Origin of the sequence: Virgibacillus salexigens, from assembly GCF_014905415.1 — a bacterium.
GTDB classification, from domain to species: domain Bacteria; phylum Bacillota; class Bacilli; order Bacillales; family Amphibacillaceae; genus Virgibacillus; species Virgibacillus salexigens.
Map to the genome: position 1 here is coordinate 1,092,645 of NZ_BNEO01000002.1, position 21,346 is coordinate 1,113,990.

Consider the following 21,346-nt stretch of genomic DNA (forward strand, 5'->3'; position numbering starts at 1 on the left):
GTCTCAGCTTCCTCCCTACGCATTATGGTATTGCTTCAAAAACCGGATATCATTTGTGTAAAATTGACGAATATCATTAATGCCATATTTTAGCATTGCGATCCGTTCAGGCCCCATTCCAAATGCAAAACCGCTATATACTTCTGGATTATATCCAGCCATAGATAATACATTTGGATGTACCATTCCAGCTCCCAATATTTCAATCCAGCCAGAGCCTTTACAAACCGAACATCCATCTCCATGACATACTTTACATGAAATGTCCATCTCTACCGAAGGTTCTGTAAAAGGGAAAAAGCTTGGTCGTAATCGGATTTCACGATCCTCCCCATACATTTTCTTAGCAAAAGTATCTAAGATCCCTTTTAAATCACTCATCCGAACATGCTTATCAACATATAATCCTTCAATTTGTGTGAATTGATGTGAATGTGTAGCATCATCTGTGTCACGACGATAAACTTTTCCTGGCGAAATCATTTTTACTGGTTTATTTCCACCATACTCTCTCATCGTTCGGGCTTGTACGGGTGATGTCTGTGTACGCATAAGCAATTCGTTTGAAATAAAAAAGGTGTCCTGCATATCTCTTGCTGGGTGGTTCTTTGGTAAATTTAACGATTCAAAATTATAAAAATCAGTCTCTACTTCAGGACCTCCTCTTACTTCAAATCCCATTCCTATAAATAAATCCTCTATTTCTTCAATAACTTTTGTTAGTAAATGCGGGCCTCCAATTTTTACTGGTCGACCTGGAAGGGTAACATCGATTGCTTCTTTTTCTAATTGTTTTTCAAGTGCAATTTGTTCCAGTTTTTCTCCTTTTTCCTCAAGTGTCGTTGTAATCTTCTCACGAACCTGATTTGCTAATTCCCCTACAACTGGCCTTTCTTCCTTCGATAGTTTGCCCATACCACGAAGCACACTCGTTAAAGACCCTTTTTTACCTAGATAGGTAACTTTAATATCTTGAAGTGTTTTCGTATCATTTGCATTTGCAATTTTTTCTAGCGCATCTTTTTCAATTGCTTGTAACTGCTCTCTCATTTTTGGCACTGCCTCCTTATCTACCTTTTCAGTGTAATTGTAAACAACGGCAATTCAGACTTTTGTTCAATCTTTAAATAAATTGCATATAAAAAGCCTCCTCCCAACAAGGGACGAGGCTTTGTCTTCGCGGTACCACCCTATTTAACACATCCCTAGAAACTACGCAGAATGTGCTCAACTTCTTCCTGATAACGGAATCGATCCGGAATACCTTTACTTGTTTACAAGGTCCAAGTATCTGCTCCAGAGTGAAATGATAACTTCCAATATGATGAAATGCTTCCAGTCTATGGCATTTCTCCCTATAATCATATGATAGTAGGGTTATCGGTCTCCTTCAACGCATTACATATTATTGTATTTATATTATAGAGAATTTATTTTAAGGATGCAACATTATCCTTTTAAATAATACATAAGAATTCCTGCAGCAACACTTACATTTAAAGATTCCGCATCACCATAAATAGGAATTGTTACTATTTTATTAGCATCTAAAAGAAATTCTTGTTTTATCCCATTACCTTCATTACCTACAATTAATGCTGTTTTTTGTGATGGCTTGAGCGTTGCATAATTTTCTGCATGCTCTAATGCTGTAGCCCACACTTCGAACCCAAGTTCCTGAAGTCGTTTTATTTCTATTTGAAGATCAGCCTGTCTTACAGGTATATGAAATAAAGAACCTTGAGTGGATCGAATTACTTTATCATTAAAGATATCAACTGTATCTTCTCCAACAATTATTTCAGAAAACCCAGCTGCATCTGCTGTACGAATCATTGTACCTAGATTCCCAGGATCTTGAATTGCATCTACAAGTAATACTTGGCCTTTTGAGACTGGTACATACTCTTCTTTCATGGTTATAATTGCAGCAATCCCTTGCGGAGAATTCGTCTGTGAAATCATACCAAATACTTGTTCACTTACGAATACAGTTGGTATGTCATTACAAAATTCAGGAATATGATTCCCTTCCTGAAGAATAATCTCATTTAGTTGCCAGTTACTTTTCCAAGCTTCTTCCACTAAATGAAATCCTTCTATCAAAAATGTGCCAGTCTTGAATCGTTCTTTGCGCTTATGTAATTTTTTCCATACCTTTACTTTGTCATTCTTGACAGAAGTAATCAATATCATCATTCCTCACTATTTAGTGTCTATCCTATCATACATATTTTAAGCAATATAGGTCAAACTAACTCTAGTCTAGTTCTAGACACTTAGCTAGTAGTACTACTTTATCTAATGAGGTGAGGAATTTGGATTTAAATTTACGTAAAGCCATCTTGTCGAATATTGCTTCCAATGATCAAGAGCAATTAGAAGCAACCATTGTTGACGCTGTTCAAAATGGGGAAGAAAAAATGCTTCCTGGTCTTGGTGTTTTGTTTGAATTGATATGGAAACATTCAGATGAACAAGACAAACAAGATATGATTGAAGCACTAGAGCAAGGAGTAAAACAATCTACAAACGGATAAGTGTATATTTTGATCATTCCTTCTCTCCTATACGCATTCGTTAAAAACAAATCAAGAAAGTACTTGCTAACTTGTAGAGAACCCCCGCGATTCTCTACAAGTTTTTGCTTCATATGAATGATAATGTTAGAAACGTTAACAACTCTTCACTTGAATCTTTTAGATAATTGTTTTAAATAAGAACAATTAACCAAAAAGTACTAGAGATACGTTAAAATCAACATGAACTTGCTTTGTTTTAATCACTCAAAAAATAATAATTTTAATTTTGGATTTAGATATTTTTTCCTATCTTCAAAAACGCAAGTGATAAAAGATGCGTTAACTAAAAAAATTACCGGATTCTAATTATTATTTTTAGGTCTTAAATCCTGGTTTTTTGTTTGAATTCAAAGCATTAAACACGCTAGAATCATCAGCATCAAATGAACAGATCTGGAACAATTTGACTACGTTTTAGTAAAGTGATATAACCAATTCAGATACTTCATTGTTATCCTTTTTAGGTATTGTTAATACATATAATTATGAAGTAGAAATAGAGAGGGGAAATGTTTTATGGGAGAAACACGAAGGGGTAAATTGTCGCCTAAAACACTCATTGCTATTGTTATTGGAGCAGTGATATTAATAGGGGGAAGTGTTTCGGCATTTATTTTTTCTAATTTATCCGGAAAACAAGAATATTTTTTAGCGGAGAAGAATTCTATTGAGGTGCTTACTGAAAAATTCGAAGAACGTTACGAACCAGAGATGAGCTGGTTAGAACAAACCGAAGAAAACCCAACAGAATCTACCGTAGAATTATCAGCAGAGTATAATAATCCAAACGGCTCCGCAGGATATGGCCAAATGGATCCGTCACAGTTTATTAATAACTCGACCATCACAATGAAGAATACTACCGACATGGAAAACAAGAAATTGTCTTCCGAGTTAACTGCAGATATTGGAGGCATCCAAATTGACGGTCTCCAATTTTACCTTACTGGTGAAAAACTAATGGTCGGTCTTCCTTTCATTGAAGATTTACTTTCGGTAAAAGGGAATGACATTGGTAGTATGCTACATGAATTAGATCCTTCTAGCTTTACAGGAGAAGAAAAAGTGGATTTTGCAAGCTTTTTTGAAGGATCGTTATCTGAAGAGGACTTAGATTATTTTAAAGAGGCGTATGGAGAGATGATCTACAATGAAATCCCCGAAGACGCATTTAAAGCCCAGGAAGAAACAATTAAAGTCAACGATCAATCGCTTGATACAGAAAAAGTTACCATGCAATTAAGTGAAAATGAAGTAAAACAAATACTAACAACCATTTTGGATAAGTTAGAAAAAGACGAAAAAGTAAAAGAAATATTAAGTCAGCAGATGAAGTTGCAACAATTAGGCGGGACGGCCATGAATAGTGAAATGGAACAAATGATCACTGACTTTGAAACAGGCTTAGCAGATGCAAAAGAAGCATTAACCGATTTGCAAATACCTAATGGGTTAACATCAACAATTTGGATTCATGACGATGTGATCGCCCAACGAGATTTTCAAGTTCAGATGGGGCCTTCATCTGAAGAATTAGTTACATTAGCAGTAAAAGGAACACAACTATTGAAAGAAGACAGTCAAGTGTTTAATTATGATGTAACTTTTGAAGATTCGGTTGATCAAGGTAAGATGAATTTAGCTGGCGACCTATCTTGGAAAGATAATAAAGCAACCGATTCTATTAATCTAACAATTGGAGATATTGTTCTTTCGTATAACGGTACTGAAACGTTAGATGATAATAAACGGGAGTTTGAACGTACCTTCACCATCGAAGATCCTGCTAACGGCGGAGGTAGTCTACTATGGAACGGTTCATCCACTTATAATAATGATCAAATGAACGCTGAACATGACTTCTCTTTAGAAACAGCTACTTTAAGTCAAGAGATGGCATCACTGCATGCTGGAGTAAGTGGTAAAACGGTAGACAGCGTGAAGATTCCTGAAGGAAACAGTGAAAAAGATTTGGGGAATATGAACGCTGAACAATTAATGCAGTATTTCGAAACAGACGTAACTCCTAAATTCCAGCAATGGTTTTTCGGAAAACTTTCTGAATCTGGCAATATGGGGTTTTAAATAGAACATAAAAACTTCTAGATTCATAATTTATTAAGAATGGAAGTGCTCCTATGCATTTCATTAAAATCTTGGTACTTTTAATCAACAGGAATAGGGTGCAAATCCAGAGGAAGTGGCTCACACTTCCTCTTCTTTTCCTTTTTCCATTTATCATTATCGGAATGGTTTTTGTCATTATTGTCTCATTTCTCTTACCTAATGAATCGCAACCAATTCAGTTAGGGCTGGTTGATAACGACCAATCAGAAGAAACGCAGTTACTTTTAGAGATGATGACAGAAGCTTCAGAACTCGGCTCTTACATACAAATAGATAGCATGAATGAAAATGAAGCAGTACAAGCAGTAGAAAATAATCAATTAAGCTCCTATATTATCTTCCCAGAATATTTTACAAAGCATCTTTATCAGGGGGTTTCTGTAGAATTACCGGTTATCGGAAATGCTAACCAACCTATTCGAAGCCAAATGATAAATGAGTTAATTGAAAGTGTAGCAAGACATATTCGATCTTCACAGGCCAATGTCCTAACCATTAATCATTATGCAAAGGAAATGCAATTAAGTGATCAAGAAAGAAACGCGCTAGTTTTTGAACAATTCAAAGAATTTGTCTTCTATACCATTGGTAGAGATCGGATTATCAATGAAGAACAATTAATTAATCAAGCGACGAACAATCCTCTATCCTATTTTAGCTTAGCTGGTTGGTTTGTTGTCCTAACAATTTGGATGTTATTGATGTATATGTTGCTTTACAAAGAAGAAAGAAAAAAAATGCAGCAGCGACTTGCGTTATACGGAGTCTCAGAACTGCAACAAATAGTAGCAAAAGTGATCACAAGTGGTCTGTTTGTCTTTCCTTTAGCAATTGGTCTGTTTTTCATTATCCAACCGTTTGTACAATGGGAAATACAGGGGCTTGGTATCTGGAGAATATTGCTGATAAGCGGAATGTATAGTATTGGCTTTCTCATTGGATTAGCTATTATCGAAAGGATAATAGCTTCTTACCGCTTGCAATTACTCATTCAGTCGTTTTATACCATTGCAATCCTTCTCTTAAGTGGTGCAATCGTTCCAACGATCTACTTTCCACAAGAAATTCAAAAAGGGTTGACTTTGGTATTTTCTAGTGAAGCATTCCACTGGTTACAAGAGATTATGCTAACAAACCGTTCCTTTGTCGATATACTCCCACTTCTCGGCATGATGGTAGCTAGTATTTTTATTTTGCTTGGTTTTTCAGCCATTAAGGAGCGATTACGATGAAATCCATCTTACAAACACGGATAATATTTTGGAAACATCAAATTTTTTCTCTATTGTTTTGGTTATTGCTCCCTATCATTGCTGTCATATCTATCACCCTCCTATCAGAGTCGATTCAGGAAGATAGCAATATACCCGTTGGGCTTGTAATCGAAGAAGACACACCAATGGCCGAAAATCTGAAAGAGAACATAAACCAAGCAGCAATGATCCATGTAGACATCTTAGATGAAGATAAGGCTTTAGCTCAATTGGAAAAGCACGAACTGGATAGCGTTTTTATTATAAGAGATGGCTATCAGCAACAGATCAAAAAAGGTAGTAGAAATCAATTAATTACAAGTTACAGTTCGGATTTATCATTTGCTTATACACCCGTTTCAGAAATGATTGCGTCTTTTGTACAAGAAGAAACAGGTAGGTCCAAGGCAGCCTATACGGTGTTAAACCTTGCTAAAACCCATTATGAGAATCATTCATGGACATGGGAAGAAATTGTTGCTAAAAGTAAACAAATCCAAATGGATCAAGAATTGTTACAAACAACATTTACCTATGCTAACAGTCAATCGGAAGAAACAACAAATTCAATACTGATCTGGAATACATGGGGACTATGGGCGCTATTTTCTATATTATCAACTTTCTTTCTATTTGATTGGATAATAAAAGAAAAACGGTCATCCTTACGTCCCCGATTTGCTTTTATCCGTTATTCATTTAAAACCTATTGCTTGCAAAATCTCATTATCTACACCTTACTATTTTTGATTACAGACCTTATCGCTATACTTGCCTTTAATATTATTCTCGGGGAGGGGATCCACCCCACAGATGTATGGAATGTATTTTCCTTCCGGTTAATGATGAATAGCTTAGTCTTTCTTATAGCTATAAGGGTGACAAATCTCATTTTTTATTATAGCTTATCATTTATCCTTACATTGATCATGACAATTTCGAGTGGCGTAATACTGCCAGTAGAAAGAATTACCAATCATTTTCCGCTGCTTGAAGTGATTCATCCACTACAGATATTCATGGATGCGAACGTCCATCATATTTGGCTATATGTAACAATTACACTTATTGTAATATGGTTTTTAAGAAAGGAGAAGTCTAATGCTTACGGTAAATAATTTATCTATGTCATATGGTAAGAATCAAATCTTTTCGGATTTAACCTTTACCATTCATTCAGGTGAGATCGTAGGCTTAGTCGGTGAAAATGGTGCAGGGAAATCTACGTTGTTAAGGGTATTAGCTACACTACAAAAACCAAAATCAGGAACTGTTCAATTAAACAACTTCACTTATTTAGCCGATAAAAATAAAATACGACGACTTATTGGTTTTGTACCACAGGAAATAGCTATTTGGGATGAATTTACAGTAAAAGAGAACATGCTTTTCTTTGAAAAATTATCATGGAAAAAACGTTCAGAATCAGAACTTCGTCAATTCTGTCTTGAAATGAATTTAGACCAATGGAATAAACCCGTTAAGACATTATCAGGTGGTATGAAAAGAAAGCTCAACATGGCTATCAGTTTAATACATGACCCTTATCTAATTTTACTAGATGAGCCAACTGTCGGTATTGACCTAAAGTCAAAAAAAGAAATAAAAAATTACTTACATGATTTAGCAAATAACAAAGGGAAAGTAATTGTGTATACCTCCCATGATATGGATGAAATTAACACCCTATGTTCACGTGTTTTGTGTATTGGAAATGACCCTTTTTATAAAGATATTCTCAAAAAGGCTGGAAAAAACATCCACGTTTTTTGAAAATCCTATTGCTTCTCGTGGATTCTATAGTAAACTGATTATAAATACATGCAGAAAGTGAGAACGGGATATGGAGATGAGAGATTTACAACAAGTGATGCAGTACCAAGCAATGTCGGTGCTAGCATCAAATACAAATGGCTTTTCTAATTATTCTCCTATGATAGATTTAGCTTTTAAGCAAATGTTAACCGAACAATTAACCAAAGCTACAAACTTACAAGCAGCTAAGCAGCATTTACTGCCTACAGCCCAAAATAATATGATATCACAAATGAGTAAAACGGCTACAACACAAGACAAGACAAATGCAAATCTAGCCATACATCAATTAATCGCAGATGCCGCTGCTACTTACCAACTTGATGAGAAATTAATCTATTCTGTTGTTCAAACAGAATCCAATTTTAATCCAAATGCACGAAGTAACGCAGGTGCCCAAGGACTAATGCAATTAATGCCAGCTACTGCAAAAGCATTAGGTGTTACAAACCCTTATGATGCTGAACAGAATATTAACGGTGGTGCAAAGTATTTAAGCCAAATGATAAAACGTTACAATGGAAATGTTGAATTAGCGTTAGCCGCTTATAATGCTGGACCGGGAAATGTTGATAAATATCAAGGTATTCCACCATTTCAAGAAACGCAAAATTATGTAACAAAAGTGATGCATTCATATCTCACATAATGACAAAGGTTGTTCCAATATTGGAACAACCTTTGTCATTATCATTCAGAGATTAGTCAAAGATCAAGTTATTAACGGTATTCCGATCTAACTTCTTAATTGTTTCTACAATTAGTTTGACAGCATTATCAAAATCATCACGATGTAATATGCCTGCATGCGTATGAATATAACGTGTTGCAATCGTAATCGATAACGAAGGAACACCATTAGCAGTTAAATGAATGGAACCAGAGTCCGTTCCTCCACCAGCCATTGAAGTAAATTGATACGGAATGTTATTCTCTTCAGCTGTTTTTACAACTAAATTACGAACACCTTTATGAGAAACCATTGATGCATCATACAAGACAAGTTGAGGACCCTTACCTAATTCACTATCAGCATCATGGTCAGATACACCAGGTGTATCCCCTGCAATCCCAACGTCTACACCAAAACCTATATCTGGTTCTACTGCATTCGCAGCGGTTTTTGCCCCTCTTAAACCAACTTCTTCTTGCACCGTTCCAACCCCATAAACAATATTTGGATGATCCGTACCTTGCAATTGTTTTAAGACCTCAATTGCTATTGCGCAGCCAATTCGGTTATCCCACGCTTTAGCTAATAATAATTTTTCATTTTTTAGAGGGGTAAATTCAAAATAAGGTACAATGGAATCACCTGGCTTGACACCAAACGCTTCGGCTTCCTCTTTACTGGCTGCACCAATATCAATAAACATATCTTTAATTTCTACTGGTTTTTTTCGAGCTTCTGCTGAAAGAATATGTGGAGGCTTTGAACCAATAACACCAGTCACATCACCTTCACCACCCATAATGGTAACACGTTGCGCAAGCATTACTTGGCTCCACCAACCACCCGTTGTCTGAAAATAAATAAACCCTTTCTCATCTATCCGAGTTACCATGAATCCTACTTCGTCTAGATGACCTGCAACCATAACTTTTGGGCCTTGCTCATCCCCTGTCTTTTTTGCAATTAAACTCCCTAGTTTATCATAAACAACCTCATCAGCAAATGGCATAATATAATCCTTCATCACTTGTCTTGGCTCTTTTTCATTACCAGGAATTCCTTTTGCATCGGTCAGATCTTTAAACATTTTTACTGTATCATCTAAATTTCCCATATGTACTTCACCTCTTCTAATGATTTAATACTAATTATACCTTTATAGCATGAAGGAATAAATAGGATATTCAATTATTATCCTAGGATCTCTCTTCCTATTGCCTATCATTTACTTGAATGATTGCAAATATGCTTGTTTCCCATCAACTTCTAAGCCCTCTCATTTTATTTCGTATACAGTTTGAATCGTAAAAAGTTTCAATTTATCCTAACGCTGTGTGATAGGATAAATTGAAGCAGAGTCTATCTCCTCTGCTTCTTTTTTACATTAGCTTTGTAAGATCAATTTTTTGTTTTCGATGAGATATACATGATCTGCCACACTATCTATAAACATACGATCATGTGATACAAGCAGAACCGTTCCCTCATACGCCTTTAAAAAACGCTCCAATGCTTTAATACAAATAACATCTAAAAAGTTTGTTGGCTCATCTAAAAACAACACATTATATTTACCTAAAAATAACTGACACAATACTAAACGAACAGCCTCTCCACCACTTAAATTTCGTACATCCTTGTTTAGATCATTTCCTGTAGAAGGATTTGCTCCTTCTTGGGAGCTTCCACCTCTTCAAGCTGTTCCATTCTCTGCTCTATAGCTTTCGCTGCACGTTGCATAGCCTTCTGACTAGTATCCTTTATTTGGTCATAAACATCTTGTTGGCCTTTGCTTTTGTTTCTTTTTTGGACATATGACCATTTCCTTGTGTGATTTTCCCTGCTTTCCTCATCTTTTCCTCTGCGGATTTTTAAAGTCGTATTTTTTCTTTTACATATGTTTCATGTTGTTCTTGTTGGTGCTGCTTCTCAAGTTTCTTTTGGTCAACATAATCCGAATAGTTCCCGGTATATTCGGTTACAGTTCCGTTCTCTATTTCCCAAATCTTCGTCACAAGTTGATCTAATACGTACCGGTCATGACTCACAAGCACAAGGGCACCATAATAATGAGTTAATTCTTTCATAAAAAATTGTATACCCTCTGTATCTAGATGCGTAGTAGGCTCATCTACCAATAATCCTTCATAATAGTTTGAGAAAATTTGTGCTAACTTCATCCTGGTTTGCTCTCCACCACTGAAGTTTTCCATTTTCGTTTCTGGGATAGATAATTTCCTTTTTAGATCATAGTCTATCTCACTTTCATCTGGTGCTGTTACTTGATCAAGATAAGCAAAATTTATATAGCTTTTTACATGCCCTTTTTCTGGTTTTATTTGACCGTTCATCAATTTCAACAAGCTACTCTTGCCAGCGCCGTTTATTCCAACAATTCCAATGCGGTCAAACTGGTGTACAGCAAGACGCAGGACGTGTAATACCAATCTATCTAAGAAAGAAAGTTCAACATTTTCCAATTCCACACCTATTTTTTCCATTCCTTTCGCCCCCTTTCTTCTGCTTTTATTCCGACCCACGTCTGAGTAACAAATGGATGATTGTGCATACAAACAACGCTTTCTTTCATTCCATACTTACAAAATACACGCTTACATACATAAATATAACGCATTGGTTTCCTCTTCCTTTTTATATAAAAAAATCACAAGCATCTACCTGTGATTAAAAGTAAAAGGGAAAATCTATCCTAATTTATGAAACGTAGTTAGATGTCATTAACAGCTAAACCTAGCCTTGCTACAACAAAACAAAAAACGTAGACAAGATTAAAAAAAAGGCAGCACAAGCCGCCTTTCTATACATTACATATTTTTATCTCGCTTCCATCTAGCATAAGAGCCCACTTTCAAAAAGTTAGTGGGGAGATGCTCGAATCCAAGCAAGACGTATTTTTCAGATATGAAATGAAGGATGCTAAAAAAGGACAGACACATTCCATTTTACTCTGTATTCACAAACAGAGCCTTTGAACGTATTCAATTACATGTTCAAAGTTGGGAATCGAAGTCTCATAGCATGTGTCATTTTTTAATAATCCTTCTTACAGTTACGTTCAGTGGCTGTTATAGCTATGTTTGGGTTAAAAGTCAAAGGTAACTAGCGGTTCTGCTATTAATGCTGAACCATATTCTTACCCCATTGGTGTTACTTACTACCAGAGGAACCGAAACCACCTATGCCTCTGCTTGTGTTTGACAAAACTTCCGTCTCCGTAAGTTTGACCTGTAAAACTGGAGCTATAACCATTTGCGCAATTCTCATATGTTTTTCTACCTTAAAATCATCCTTTCCGTGATTAATTAAAATGACTTTTATTTCTCCCCTGTAACCCTCATCAATGGTTCCTGGACTATTTAGAACAGTGATGGAATGTTTTAGAGCTAAACCACTTCTTGGCCTAACCTGTGCTTCCGTTCTCTCAGGTAATTCGATTTGTATTCCAGTTCGAATTAATTCCGCTTCTCCAGCCTTGATCACCTTATCCTCAATTGAAAATAAATCCAATCCAGCGTCAACTTCATTAGCTCGATATGGTAACTTAGCTTCATTATGTATCAATTTAATTTTTAATTCCGCTTCCATTTCTATCCCCCGTTTCAAAACTTGCTGTTTCAACTAGTCTTCCATTTCACTCATGAACAACCATGGAAAAAGACCAATACTATAATAATTACATATAATAGAATGGTTTTCAATTATGGCATGCTTCCACTTCTTAAAACCAGAACTCCTATCGGAAGATGTGATGGAAAGCCTAGATAATGAACGGATGATTGTAACACTGGTTCGTTTCTTTTATATACCTATAGCTCAGTCAAATAGAATAGCAGACTTTTTTCAATTACTATTTTCACCGAATATTACATGAAATAGCAAAAATAGTGAAACCTTATTATGTTATCATACGTATAAATGAGTAATAATTTTTCAGGGAGACAGATGGTATGATTATTATTTTATTCCGTATATTAATTTTTGTTGCAATCGCTTTGCTTGTCTACACATGGATACAATATTATCGAAACCCAGAAAGAAAACTACGCATAGCAAAAGCAGAAGGAAATTTTTATCTTTTAGATGAACCAACTAATAGTAAAAAGAATCTTTTGTTTGTTTATAGAGGCTGCTTATTTGAGGGTGAAAAATACGTAGGAACAACCGAAAATTCCTTTGAAGTTGTGGACATTCAAATTACAGTTAGAGATCCATTGGAACTCCGTGGACTAACTAGAGATGATTTGTATTTTCTAGAAAACGAAATGTTAATTCGATACCCATATGCAAAAATTGAATGGAAACATCCCATTAATAAACTTTTAATAACTTCAATCGAATGAGTACCTCTAACTCTAAATAATCTTTTTCTACCAAATCGAATTCTTTACTTACGGTAGTGATAATCGGCATAAAAAAATGAGGACCCTAAATCGTAATTAACCATCTTAATCGTTAATTTTGTAACCTGAAATACGGCATGCTTTACAGGGACAAAGCTTCAGTTAACTCGGGCAAGAAGTATTGCTTACCCGAGTAGAGCATCATGACCTGTAATGTTGCTGCAGAAATCACCCTTATTTCATTTAACAAGATTCACAGTCATGGCTATTATTCTATACAGTAGTACGTACAATTAAAAAACGAATGATAAATAATCCGAATCCTTTTTCCGAATGCAATTTCGCATTTTCAGAAAAATATTCGGATTATTCATTCTTACATACTTTTGATCCTCCATCGTTATTACCTTAAATACTTTCTTTTGTACTAACATGAAAAAACTCTTGCCATTTTATATAAATTTCTTTCCTTCTTAGTAAGTAGAGACATGGCAATAATAATATTAAAAATACGAAGATATAAAGAGGAGTTAAATTTGAAATCCATTGCCCAATAGACGTATAGACAAAAGCCAAAGGAATATTAGATAATATGGATGATTTCGTATATTCTTTAAAACCTGCAGAAATTTCAAGAAGACATAGTGACAGATAAATGGAACAAGGCGGAGTAAGGCAATTTGTGATGTTGTTAATACAGATTCTTTACCAATTAACCTTGATTTCAATTTTGTAAACCGCTTAACAGACTTTGGCATTTTATTTACAATCATATAAAAGATAATACTCGATAGCGTGATCCCTATTAAAGAGTATACTGTACCAGCAACCGCTCCAAATAAAATTCCTCCTGATATACATATAAATACCACAGGTAAAAAGAATAAAGGCCGCAGCAAATGAAAGCTAATGAATAATAATGGAGCAAACAGCCCCCCTGTTTCAATAACAGCCATAAGATAATTCCCAAATACCTCCATGACTCGCCTCCTTCTTGATGTTCTTCTTCCTACGTATAGGACGCGCATTAGTAAATGTATATGACATGAGACGAGCCATTATGACAAGGAAAAAACAACATAACAAACAATAATGACATGTAGCAGTATTAGAATAGGAGAGCCTATTCGAAATGACATATGCTTGGTTTTATGATGAAACGTTTTCATCCCAGCCCAAAGTCCCAATGATCCACCTACAATCGCAAGCAGCCAAAACGTCCGTTCTGGGATACGATATTGTTGTTTCTTGGCTCGTTGTTTGTCCATCCCCATAAATAAGAAGGTAATGACGTTTACACCAATTAAATAAGGTATTAAACTAGACAACAGTTCCATCCACATTATTCCTTTCTCTGACGGATTATTGACTATCCATAGATTAAAAATGACCAAATTCCTGCTTTTTTGCAAGTATTTGGTCATCTCATTCACAAAATAAATATCGGCCCTACTTTTTAGGACGTTTTCTTTATTTTAAAGCATCTTTTGCTTTAGTTACTAATTGTGTAAATGCCTGTTCATCATGGATTGCTAAATCAGATAGCATCTTACGATTAATATCAACGCCAGCAATTTTCAAACCGTGCATTAACTTACTATAAGAGATATCATTTAGACGAGCAGCTGCATTAATACGTGAGATCCATAACTTACGGAATTCACGCTTTTTCTGTTTACGGTCGCGATAAGCATATTGACCTGATTTCATTACTTGTTGTTTCGCTGTTTTAAATAACGTTCTCTTCGAACCATAATAACCTTTTGCTAGTTTAAGGACGCGTTTACGACGTTTACGCGTAACTGTTCCACCTTTTACACGTGGCATAATAATTCCCTCCTAATACAAATCAAAATAAAATAGTAAATTGTTTATTTTCTAGTTATAAAATGCCTTACTTATATGGAAGCATTGTTTTAATTCGTTTAAAATCTGAAGATGATACGGTTGTACTCTTACGTAGTTTACGTTTTTGTTTTTGAGATTTATGAGCAAACATATGGCTTGTATATGCATGCGAACGTTTTAGCTTTCCAGTACCCGTTTTCTTAAAGCGTTTTTGAGAACCTTTGTGGGTTTTCATTTTTGGCATGTTGATTTCCTCCTTATAACAATAACAGTAAGTTAGCAGTCATTACTGCATAATTTATTTTTCATTTACTGGCGCAAGCATCATAAACATATTACGACCTTCCATTTTCGGTTTTGTCTCAATTGTCGCAATGTCTTTTACTTCTTCAGCAAATCTATCCAGCACTTCTCTTCCTAAATCTTTGTGCGTAATAGCACGTCCACGGAAGCGAACTGCAGCTTTTACTTTATCACCTTTTGTTAAGAATTTACGTGCCTGTTTTAACTTTGTTTCAAAATCATGGTCACCAATTCCAGGTGTAAAGCGAACCTCTTTGACATTAATAACCTTTTGTTTTTTACGTGCTTCTTTTTCTTTTTTCTGTTGCTCAAATCGATATTTCCCATAGTCCATAATGCGACAAACCGGCGGTTTCGCGTTGGGAGCAACCAGCACTAAATCAAGGTTCCTTGTTTGTGCAATATCTAATGCTTCTTGACGGGACTTAACGCCAAGTTGATCACCATTTGCATCAATTAAACGTACTTCTCTTGCACGAATTTTTTCATTTACATTCATTTCTTTGCTAATAATCATCCACCTCCAAAAAGTTTATCTATTTGTGATCATTATCGACAAGTCAACTATTTGTTCATGAAAAAAGTGTGGGCATATGCACCCACACGTCTCCATTCGTCTATATCAGAGTTAAGGACCAGTCAACTACCCAAAGGGTGTCAATCAGGTGAGAAGCGGGTGCTTCTACTTGTCTTAGATCATTCAGTTATCATTTTCAACTTTAATAGAATAACACATCATATATATGTTGTCAAAGCCTATTTTCAAAAATTTGTCTTATTGGTTCCAATTACAGGCAGTTAGTTGAACTCTTCCACGCGTATCAAAAGGGACGCCTTCATTTTCCAATAAAGCTCTTTGCTCTGTAAAAGCAGGGGCTAACTCACCGGTTTTCTTTACTACTCGATGACAAGGTAGGTTCCTATCTGCAGGAGCTTGTCGCATGGCCCAACCAACAACCCTTGCATTATGGGGTTGTTCAAGCGCCCTAGCAATCTGAGAATAAGTGGCAACTTGTCCTTCAGGAATCTTAGCGACTATTTGATACACCTGTTCAAAAAAACCATGATTCATGCTCTTTTTACTCCTTCTAATTTAGACGTTCTGGATCATGCTCACCTATGCATCGATTTGTCAGTGATTTCTTGTTTTATTAATGATGTAAATTCAGCAAGCGAATTGGTTTCTGATTGTTTCTCTCCATAGCGCCGAACATTTACTGCATTCTCATTCATTTCATTATCACCTAGAACAAGAGCAAATGGTATTTTTTGTGTCTGTGCTTCTCTGATTTTGTAACCTATCTTTTCGTCTCGTTCATCAATAGAAACTCGAACACCTTCCAATCTAAGTTTGTCCACTACTTGATTAGCATACTCAAGATGAGCTTGTGGTGCAACAGGAATCACTCTTACTTGTTCTGGTGCAAGCCATGTTGGAAACGCGCCTTTATACTCTTCAATTAGGAATGCAACGAAGCGTTCCATCGTTGATACTACGCCTCGATGAATAACAACAGGACGATGTTCCTTCCCATCCTCCCCTATATAAGTTAAATCAAATCGTTCTGGAAGATGAAAATCTAATTGTACCGTCGATAGTGTTTCATCTTTTCCAAGCGCCGTCTTCACCTGTACATCCAATTTAGGGCCGTAGAAAGCCGCTTCTCCTTCAGCTTCGACATATTCTACTTGCATTTCCTCCATTGTTTCTTTTAACATTGCTTGGGCTTTGTCCCACATTGCATCATTATCAACATACTTTTCTGTATCCTTAGGATCACGGTAAGACAATCGGAAATAATAATCCTGAATACCAAAGTCTTCATATACTTTTTGGACAAGTTCAACTACTCGAATAAACTCATCTTTTAATTGATCCGGACGTGCAAATATATGAGCATCATTCAGCGTCATTGCACGTACCCGTTGAAGCCCGGCTAAGGCACCAGACATTTCATAACGATGCATCGTTCCTAATTCGGCTATTCGTACCGGTAGATTACGGTAACTATATAGTTGATTTTTATAAACCATCATATGATGCGGACAATTCATTGGCCGAAGCACTAATTCTTCATTATCCATTTTCATTTCTGGAAACATGTCATCCTGATAGTGATCCCAATGTCCACTCTGTTTGTATAAATCAACGCTTCCTAATACTGGTGTATAAACGTGGTCATAGCCCAAACGCTCTTCTAAATCTACAATGTAGCGTTCAATTACACGACGAATGGTTGCACCTTTAGGCAGCCATAATGGTAGGCCTTGCCCTACTTTTTGTGAGACAGTAAAAATGTCTAACTCTTTACCTAGCTTCCGATGGTCACGTTCTTTTCGCTCTTCAAGAATTTTTAAGTATTCATCCACTTGACTTTGTTTGGCAAAGGCGGTTCCATATATCCGCTGTAACTGCTGATTATTACTGTCTCCACGCCAATAAGCACCAGAGATACTAAGCAATTTAAAGGCTTTTATTTTATTCGTAGATGGGACATGAACTCCTCGGCATAGGTCAGCGAATTCTCCCTGTTTATAAATCGTTACTTGCTGATCGTGTGGAATAGCATCAATTAATTCTTGCTTTAGTTCGTCACCTTTAAACATGTCTTTAGCTTCTTCACGAGAAACCTCCAAACGTTCAATCTCGTGAGCCTCATCGACAATCCGCTTCATTTCTTTTTCGATTTTTGGAAGATCATCTGGTGTGATGGAATGCTCCAAGTCCATATCATAATAGAACCCTTCCTCAATGACTGGTCCAACCCCAAAATTCACATCTTTATATAAACGTTTAATCGCTTGTGCCATTAGATGTGCCGTAGAATGACGCATAATTTCAATACCTTCGTCATCCTTATTTGTAATAATTTCTACATTGCCTCCGTGTGTCAATTCACGTTTTAAGTCATATAAAACACTACCCAGCTTAATTGCTAGTGCTTGTTTCTTCAATCCGGATGAGACAGAACCAGCTATGTCTTCACCAGTTGTGCCAACCGGAAACGACTTCTCTGCTCCATCAGGAAAAACAAAAGATAATTCTGCAGCCATTACAATCACTCCTCCTTCAATATAAAAACGCTCATCCCTCTGCTTTAAGCAAAGGGACGAGCGTTGGTCACGTCGTGGTTCCACCCTATTTTCCGTAAACTCCTTACGGCTTCATACATCTATAACGCAGATGAAACGCTGCTACTTACTAGTAGGCTTCAATAGCAGGGTTCAAAGGTGGTAAATCATTGATGTCAGTAAGAAGCTCTCAGCCTGTGACTTCTTTCTCTTTCCAGACATACCCAATGATTCATGTCCTTTTCATTACCTATATCACAAAAACTTAAATTAATTTATAATGTGTATTATAGCTTCTAATTTTCGGAAAAGCAAGCCCTAATGTTGCTCTTTTTTACTATAGTAAGGAAATGGAAAATGATTAAACGGCTCAAACGTTACTTTTTCTTGAAAAACATTAATGACCGTCAGAGTCTTCGGTTCGGACGGATGATCTCCATATATATAAATCCTCCTTGGAGACATTGCTACAAGGGGAGCTAAATTTAATTCATCCTCATCCAATCCGACGATGTAAAGCGGTTCTTTTTGCATCAACACTCGCAACTCCATCGTTGAAAAGGGTCTTCCATTTTGCTTATAAAACGAAAATGAATTACCTTGTATAATATGGACTGTATCAACGATAGGCTCGCGATTCGAGATATACTCCCGTAACATATTCACAAATTCTTGATGTTCTTCTTCACGTTTATATTCATCAATTGCCAATCCTACATAATGAATCACATAATCTCGAAACACTTTCAACCTAAACTTAACAAGTGAATCAAAGTGAATTGTTGATGTATCCTTAATATTAGCTATGAATAGGGATTCGAGTACTTGATATGGATCCTCTTTTTTACGAACTGTTAGACTATCTTTGTCTTTCCCTGACATAATCCAATTTGTTAACTCCAGTATTTCCTCCTTTTCATCAAGACTGGTATAATAATAAAAATCTTCAATAACGTTTGTAATTAATTTACCCAATCGTTGCGAAATAAATACATTTGTTAATGATTTAGCAATCGCTGATATAAGTATTTGGTTTGGAATTTGATCATCAAATTGAATATGATTCCCCCATTCCTCATGTGTCTTCCAGTGCAGGTTAATATGTTTATTATATTGCCGCACTTTTTCACAAAATCGAATTACTTCCTTATCTGACTCCATAAATAGTTCCACCAATAAACATCACCCTCATCCAACCAAACTGTTACATTATATGGACAAAGGTTTGAAATAATGAGTAATCCATTAAAACTACTTCTCCATGAAAATATACAAGTTTTATAGAATAAGGTTGATATGTTATTAGACACTTGCTGATAAAGAGAAACGATGTAAAAAGTTATCCAGTTGATCCATAAAAGAATGAAATTCTAAAAGGTCCATTTGTTGCTTTGCATCTGATAAAGCAACTTGCGGATTTGGGTGTACTTCCGCCATAACACCATCAGCCCCCGCGGCAATTGCCGCTTTTGCTTGTGGGATAAGTAGATCTTTTCTCCCAGCTGAATGAGAGACATCTGCAAATACAGGTAAATGTGTTTCTTGCTTTAAAATTGGTACAGCTGAAATATCTAACGTATTTCTTGTAGCTGTTTCGTACGTTCGAATGCCTCGCTCGCATAATATCACATTGTTATTACCTTCGTTTAAAATATATTCTGCGGCCATTTTAAACTCGTGTATTGTTGCAGATAAGCCTCGCTTCAACAATACTGGTTTATCTAATTTACCTACTGCTCGTAGCAAATCAAAATTATGCATATTTCGTGACCCAATTTGAACTACGTCTACATAATCATAGGCTTCATCAATACTTTCCGTACTCATAATTTCTGTTATCACAGACATATTAAATTGTTTTGCAACTTCAGAAAGTATTTGTAGACCATTTAGGCCTAATCCTTGAAAGTCATATGGCGATGTTCGAGGTTTGAATGCACCGCCACGCAATAATGTCATCCCTCTTTCCGACATTTGTTCTGCGACATGATAGACTTGCTCATAACTCTCAACAGAGCAGGGGCCAATGATGAAATGAGGTTGCTGATCCCCAATTAACGTATCCCCTACTTTAACAATTGAATTTTCTAGTTGGTGGTCGCGCGAATGTAAGTATACCTTGCTATCTTGTTCTTTTTTAGATGTTTTACATGCTAGCATTTGAAGAATCTCTATGATGGTTTCTGTTTGATAAGGACCTTTGTTTTTAGAGGCTATATCATCATAGGAAATTTCTATTTTTTGCAGCGATTCCTCAACCATTTGTCCCTTCACACATAATAATTCAATCAATGCATCATCAATACGCTCGGCTTTAAACATGGACATTCTCTCCTTTTCTCGTGTTTGCTTACTACATGGTTTACAGTTCATTCGCTAACCAGCTGAATTGACATTCCGTTAGATCATTAAATGACTTTTTATCTGCTTGCTTTGCACAAACCGTTAAGGAATAGCGGCTTAAATCTTTATATCGTTCACACAGATACCCTTTTACGATGTCTTCGGTTGTTGTATTAATCAGTTGTATATTTCTCATACCGGTAACACTAAAAGATTGAAGTGGTATAGATAATCCCTTGCCAGTTGCCTTCACAAAGCTCTCCTTCCCTGTCCATATCTCATAAAATGCTTGCACCGGCCGATCATGTTTAAGCATATTATTATATTCCCTATGAGAAAGCAGATTCTTAACTACAATGCTTTCAAGAGGTTGTACTTTTTCTATATCTACACCAACAGGATAATGGTGTGTCGCTAAGGCCACCCAATCACCAGAATGTGATATATTATAATGAAAAGAAGGAAAAGTTGGTATATTTGGTTTACCATAATTGGTAATCTCTATTCTCTGTTTCCTTAAATCATATCCGGTATTCAGGTAAAAGAATCGATGTAGTAAAAGGTCACCAATTAAAGTGCGATATGCATCATCGAGAAATCGATACCTACTAATTTTTTGTGTAACCCTAGCTGAGATATTAGGAAGTAATCTTTGAATCTCTTGATAACTTCTTTTGCTAGGAAGTTTGCATACATATAGATTAACCAAACCCAATCCCCCTTTGCCTTTCCCACCATATCTAACCTATCTATTCATTAACTAATATTAGCGACGAAGGTAATAAATCCTTCCAATTGGCTTCGATATAGTTCATACAATTGTCTCTATTATCTTCGCCAAAAATCACATTCCAGCCATCAGGTATATCGAGAAAGGAAGGCCAAAGCGAATATTGGCCATCCTTATTTCTTAATACTACATAGCTTCCATTTGGATTATCCATAGGATTTGTCATTATCGTTCTCCTC

General features: G+C 36.0%; 23 protein-coding genes, 2 pseudogenes and 1 other annotated feature. Of the genes and pseudogenes, 7 read left to right on the forward strand and 18 right to left on the reverse strand.

Annotated elements, in window-relative coordinates; all coding sequences use genetic code 11:
• Positions 1 to 15: 15 nt before the first annotated feature.
• The gene (gene pheS / locus JKP73_RS13505) at positions 16 to 1,050 is read right to left on the reverse strand and encodes a phenylalanine--tRNA ligase subunit alpha (protein ID WP_200411409.1); all 1,035 of its coding nucleotides are present in this window, start codon (positions 1,048 to 1,050) and stop codon (positions 16 to 18) included.
• 399 nt (positions 1,051 to 1,449) lie between these two features.
• Positions 1,450 to 2,190 carry a TrmH family RNA methyltransferase gene (locus JKP73_RS13510; protein WP_031335474.1) on the reverse strand — a complete coding sequence of 247 codons (741 nt, stop codon included), beginning with the start codon at positions 2,188 to 2,190 and terminating at the stop codon, positions 1,450 to 1,452.
• A gap of 128 nt (positions 2,191 to 2,318) precedes the next feature.
• Here JKP73_RS13510 and sspI point away from each other — a divergent pair, with 128 nt between their 5' ends.
• From sspI to JKP73_RS13540, 6 genes are all read left to right on the forward strand, one after another.
• Positions 2,319 to 2,540: a small acid-soluble spore protein SspI gene (sspI, locus tag JKP73_RS13515; RefSeq protein WP_021290921.1), complete on the forward strand. Its 222-nt coding sequence runs from the start codon at positions 2,319 to 2,321 to the stop codon at positions 2,538 to 2,540.
• 558 nt (positions 2,541 to 3,098) lie between these two features.
• Entirely contained in the window at positions 3,099 to 4,667 is a 1,569-nt protein-coding gene (locus JKP73_RS13520) for a DUF6583 family protein (protein ID WP_160807041.1), read from the forward strand.
• A 53-nt stretch (positions 4,668 to 4,720) separates the two neighbouring features.
• Positions 4,721 to 5,941 carry an ABC transporter permease gene (locus tag JKP73_RS13525; RefSeq protein ID WP_160807040.1) on the forward strand — a complete coding sequence of 407 codons (1,221 nt, stop codon included), beginning with the start codon at positions 4,721 to 4,723 and terminating at the stop codon, positions 5,939 to 5,941.
• Positions 5,938 to 7,080 (forward strand): ABC transporter permease, encoded by a 1,143-nt coding sequence (locus tag JKP73_RS13530; protein ID WP_021290918.1) that lies wholly within the window; start codon positions 5,938 to 5,940, stop codon positions 7,078 to 7,080. The genes JKP73_RS13525 and JKP73_RS13530 overlap by 4 nt, the downstream gene beginning before the upstream one ends.
• Before the next feature lie 7 nt (positions 7,081 to 7,087).
• Positions 7,088 to 7,735 (forward strand): ABC transporter ATP-binding protein, encoded by a 648-nt coding sequence (locus JKP73_RS13535; RefSeq protein ID WP_308436502.1) that lies wholly within the window; start codon positions 7,088 to 7,090, stop codon positions 7,733 to 7,735.
• 70 nt (positions 7,736 to 7,805) lie between these two features.
• The gene (locus tag JKP73_RS13540; protein WP_160807038.1) at positions 7,806 to 8,426 is read left to right on the forward strand and encodes a lytic transglycosylase domain-containing protein; all 621 of its coding nucleotides are present in this window, start codon (positions 7,806 to 7,808) and stop codon (positions 8,424 to 8,426) included.
• A gap of 52 nt (positions 8,427 to 8,478) precedes the next feature.
• Here JKP73_RS13540 and JKP73_RS13545 read toward each other — a convergent pair whose 3' ends face one another.
• The 5 genes and pseudogenes from JKP73_RS13545 to dut all read right to left on the reverse strand — a co-directional run bounded on the left by JKP73_RS13545 (position 8,479) and on the right by dut (position 12,056).
• Entirely contained in the window at positions 8,479 to 9,564 is a 1,086-nt protein-coding gene (locus tag JKP73_RS13545) for a M42 family metallopeptidase (protein ID WP_160807037.1), read from the reverse strand.
• Positions 9,565 to 9,834: 270 nt separating this feature from the next.
• Positions 9,835 to 10,951 (reverse strand): annotated as a pseudogene (locus tag JKP73_RS13550) (ATP-binding cassette domain-containing protein).
• Positions 10,939 to 11,085, reverse strand: a complete 147-nt coding sequence (locus JKP73_RS13555; RefSeq protein WP_200411410.1) for a hypothetical protein — start codon at positions 11,083 to 11,085, stop codon at positions 10,939 to 10,941. The pseudogene JKP73_RS13550 and the gene JKP73_RS13555 overlap by 13 nt, the downstream one beginning before the upstream one ends.
• A 368-nt stretch (positions 11,086 to 11,453) precedes the next feature.
• Positions 11,454 to 11,498, reverse strand: a complete 45-nt coding sequence (locus tag JKP73_RS23620; RefSeq protein ID WP_148530710.1) for an erythromycin resistance leader peptide — start codon at positions 11,496 to 11,498, stop codon at positions 11,454 to 11,456.
• A 120-nt stretch (positions 11,499 to 11,618) separates the two neighbouring features.
• On the reverse strand, positions 11,619 to 12,056 hold the full coding sequence (dut, locus tag JKP73_RS13565) for a dUTP diphosphatase (RefSeq protein WP_021290911.1): 438 nt from the start codon (positions 12,054 to 12,056) through the stop codon (positions 11,619 to 11,621).
• Positions 12,057 to 12,418: 362 nt separating this feature from the next.
• Here dut and JKP73_RS13570 point away from each other — a divergent pair, with 362 nt between their 5' ends.
• Positions 12,419 to 12,811 (forward strand): hypothetical protein, encoded by a 393-nt coding sequence (locus JKP73_RS13570; RefSeq protein WP_021290910.1) that lies wholly within the window; start codon positions 12,419 to 12,421, stop codon positions 12,809 to 12,811.
• A gap of 408 nt (positions 12,812 to 13,219) precedes the next feature.
• Here JKP73_RS13570 and JKP73_RS13575 read toward each other — a convergent pair.
• The 11 genes and pseudogenes from JKP73_RS13575 to JKP73_RS13625 all read right to left on the reverse strand — a co-directional run bounded on the left by JKP73_RS13575 (position 13,220) and on the right by JKP73_RS13625 (position 21,333).
• Positions 13,220 to 13,791, reverse strand: a pseudogene (locus JKP73_RS13575) (TVP38/TMEM64 family protein).
• Positions 13,792 to 13,869: 78 nt separating this feature from the next.
• Positions 13,870 to 14,235 carry a DUF1294 domain-containing protein gene (locus JKP73_RS13580; protein ID WP_308436504.1) on the reverse strand — a complete coding sequence of 122 codons (366 nt, stop codon included), beginning with the start codon at positions 14,233 to 14,235 and terminating at the stop codon, positions 13,870 to 13,872.
• Between the two features lie 46 nt (positions 14,236 to 14,281).
• Complete coding sequence (gene rplT / locus JKP73_RS13585) at positions 14,282 to 14,638, reverse strand: 50S ribosomal protein L20 (protein WP_021290907.1); 357 nt, start codon at positions 14,636 to 14,638, stop codon at positions 14,282 to 14,284.
• 67 nt (positions 14,639 to 14,705) lie between these two features.
• Positions 14,706 to 14,903: a 50S ribosomal protein L35 gene (rpmI, locus tag JKP73_RS13590; RefSeq protein WP_021290906.1), complete on the reverse strand. Its 198-nt coding sequence runs from the start codon at positions 14,901 to 14,903 to the stop codon at positions 14,706 to 14,708.
• A gap of 54 nt (positions 14,904 to 14,957) precedes the next feature.
• Positions 14,958 to 15,461 (reverse strand): translation initiation factor IF-3, encoded by a 504-nt coding sequence (gene infC / locus JKP73_RS13595; protein ID WP_031335472.1) that lies wholly within the window; start codon positions 15,459 to 15,461, stop codon positions 14,958 to 14,960.
• Positions 15,462 to 15,533: 72 nt separating this feature from the next.
• Positions 15,534 to 15,656 (reverse strand) — a sequence feature (ribosomal protein L20 leader region).
• An 81-nt stretch (positions 15,657 to 15,737) separates the two neighbouring features.
• Positions 15,738 to 16,034 carry an MGMT family protein gene (locus JKP73_RS13600; protein WP_021290904.1) on the reverse strand — a complete coding sequence of 99 codons (297 nt, stop codon included), beginning with the start codon at positions 16,032 to 16,034 and terminating at the stop codon, positions 15,738 to 15,740.
• Between the two features lie 41 nt (positions 16,035 to 16,075).
• Positions 16,076 to 18,016, reverse strand: a complete 1,941-nt coding sequence (gene thrS, locus JKP73_RS13605; RefSeq protein ID WP_200411457.1) for a threonine--tRNA ligase — start codon at positions 18,014 to 18,016, stop codon at positions 16,076 to 16,078.
• 336 nt (positions 18,017 to 18,352) lie between these two features.
• Complete coding sequence (gene ytxC, locus JKP73_RS13610) at positions 18,353 to 19,195, reverse strand: sporulation protein YtxC (RefSeq protein WP_021290902.1); 843 nt, start codon at positions 19,193 to 19,195, stop codon at positions 18,353 to 18,355.
• A gap of 141 nt (positions 19,196 to 19,336) precedes the next feature.
• The gene (locus JKP73_RS13615) at positions 19,337 to 20,362 is read right to left on the reverse strand and encodes a bifunctional 3-deoxy-7-phosphoheptulonate synthase/chorismate mutase (protein WP_031335468.1); all 1,026 of its coding nucleotides are present in this window, start codon (positions 20,360 to 20,362) and stop codon (positions 19,337 to 19,339) included.
• Positions 20,363 to 20,396: 34 nt separating this feature from the next.
• Positions 20,397 to 21,086, reverse strand: a complete 690-nt coding sequence (locus JKP73_RS13620) for a 4'-phosphopantetheinyl transferase family protein (RefSeq protein WP_021290900.1) — start codon at positions 21,084 to 21,086, stop codon at positions 20,397 to 20,399.
• Between the two features lie 40 nt (positions 21,087 to 21,126).
• Entirely contained in the window at positions 21,127 to 21,333 is a 207-nt protein-coding gene (locus tag JKP73_RS13625) for an MbtH family protein (protein ID WP_021290899.1), read from the reverse strand.
• Positions 21,334 to 21,346: the final 13 nt, after the last annotated feature.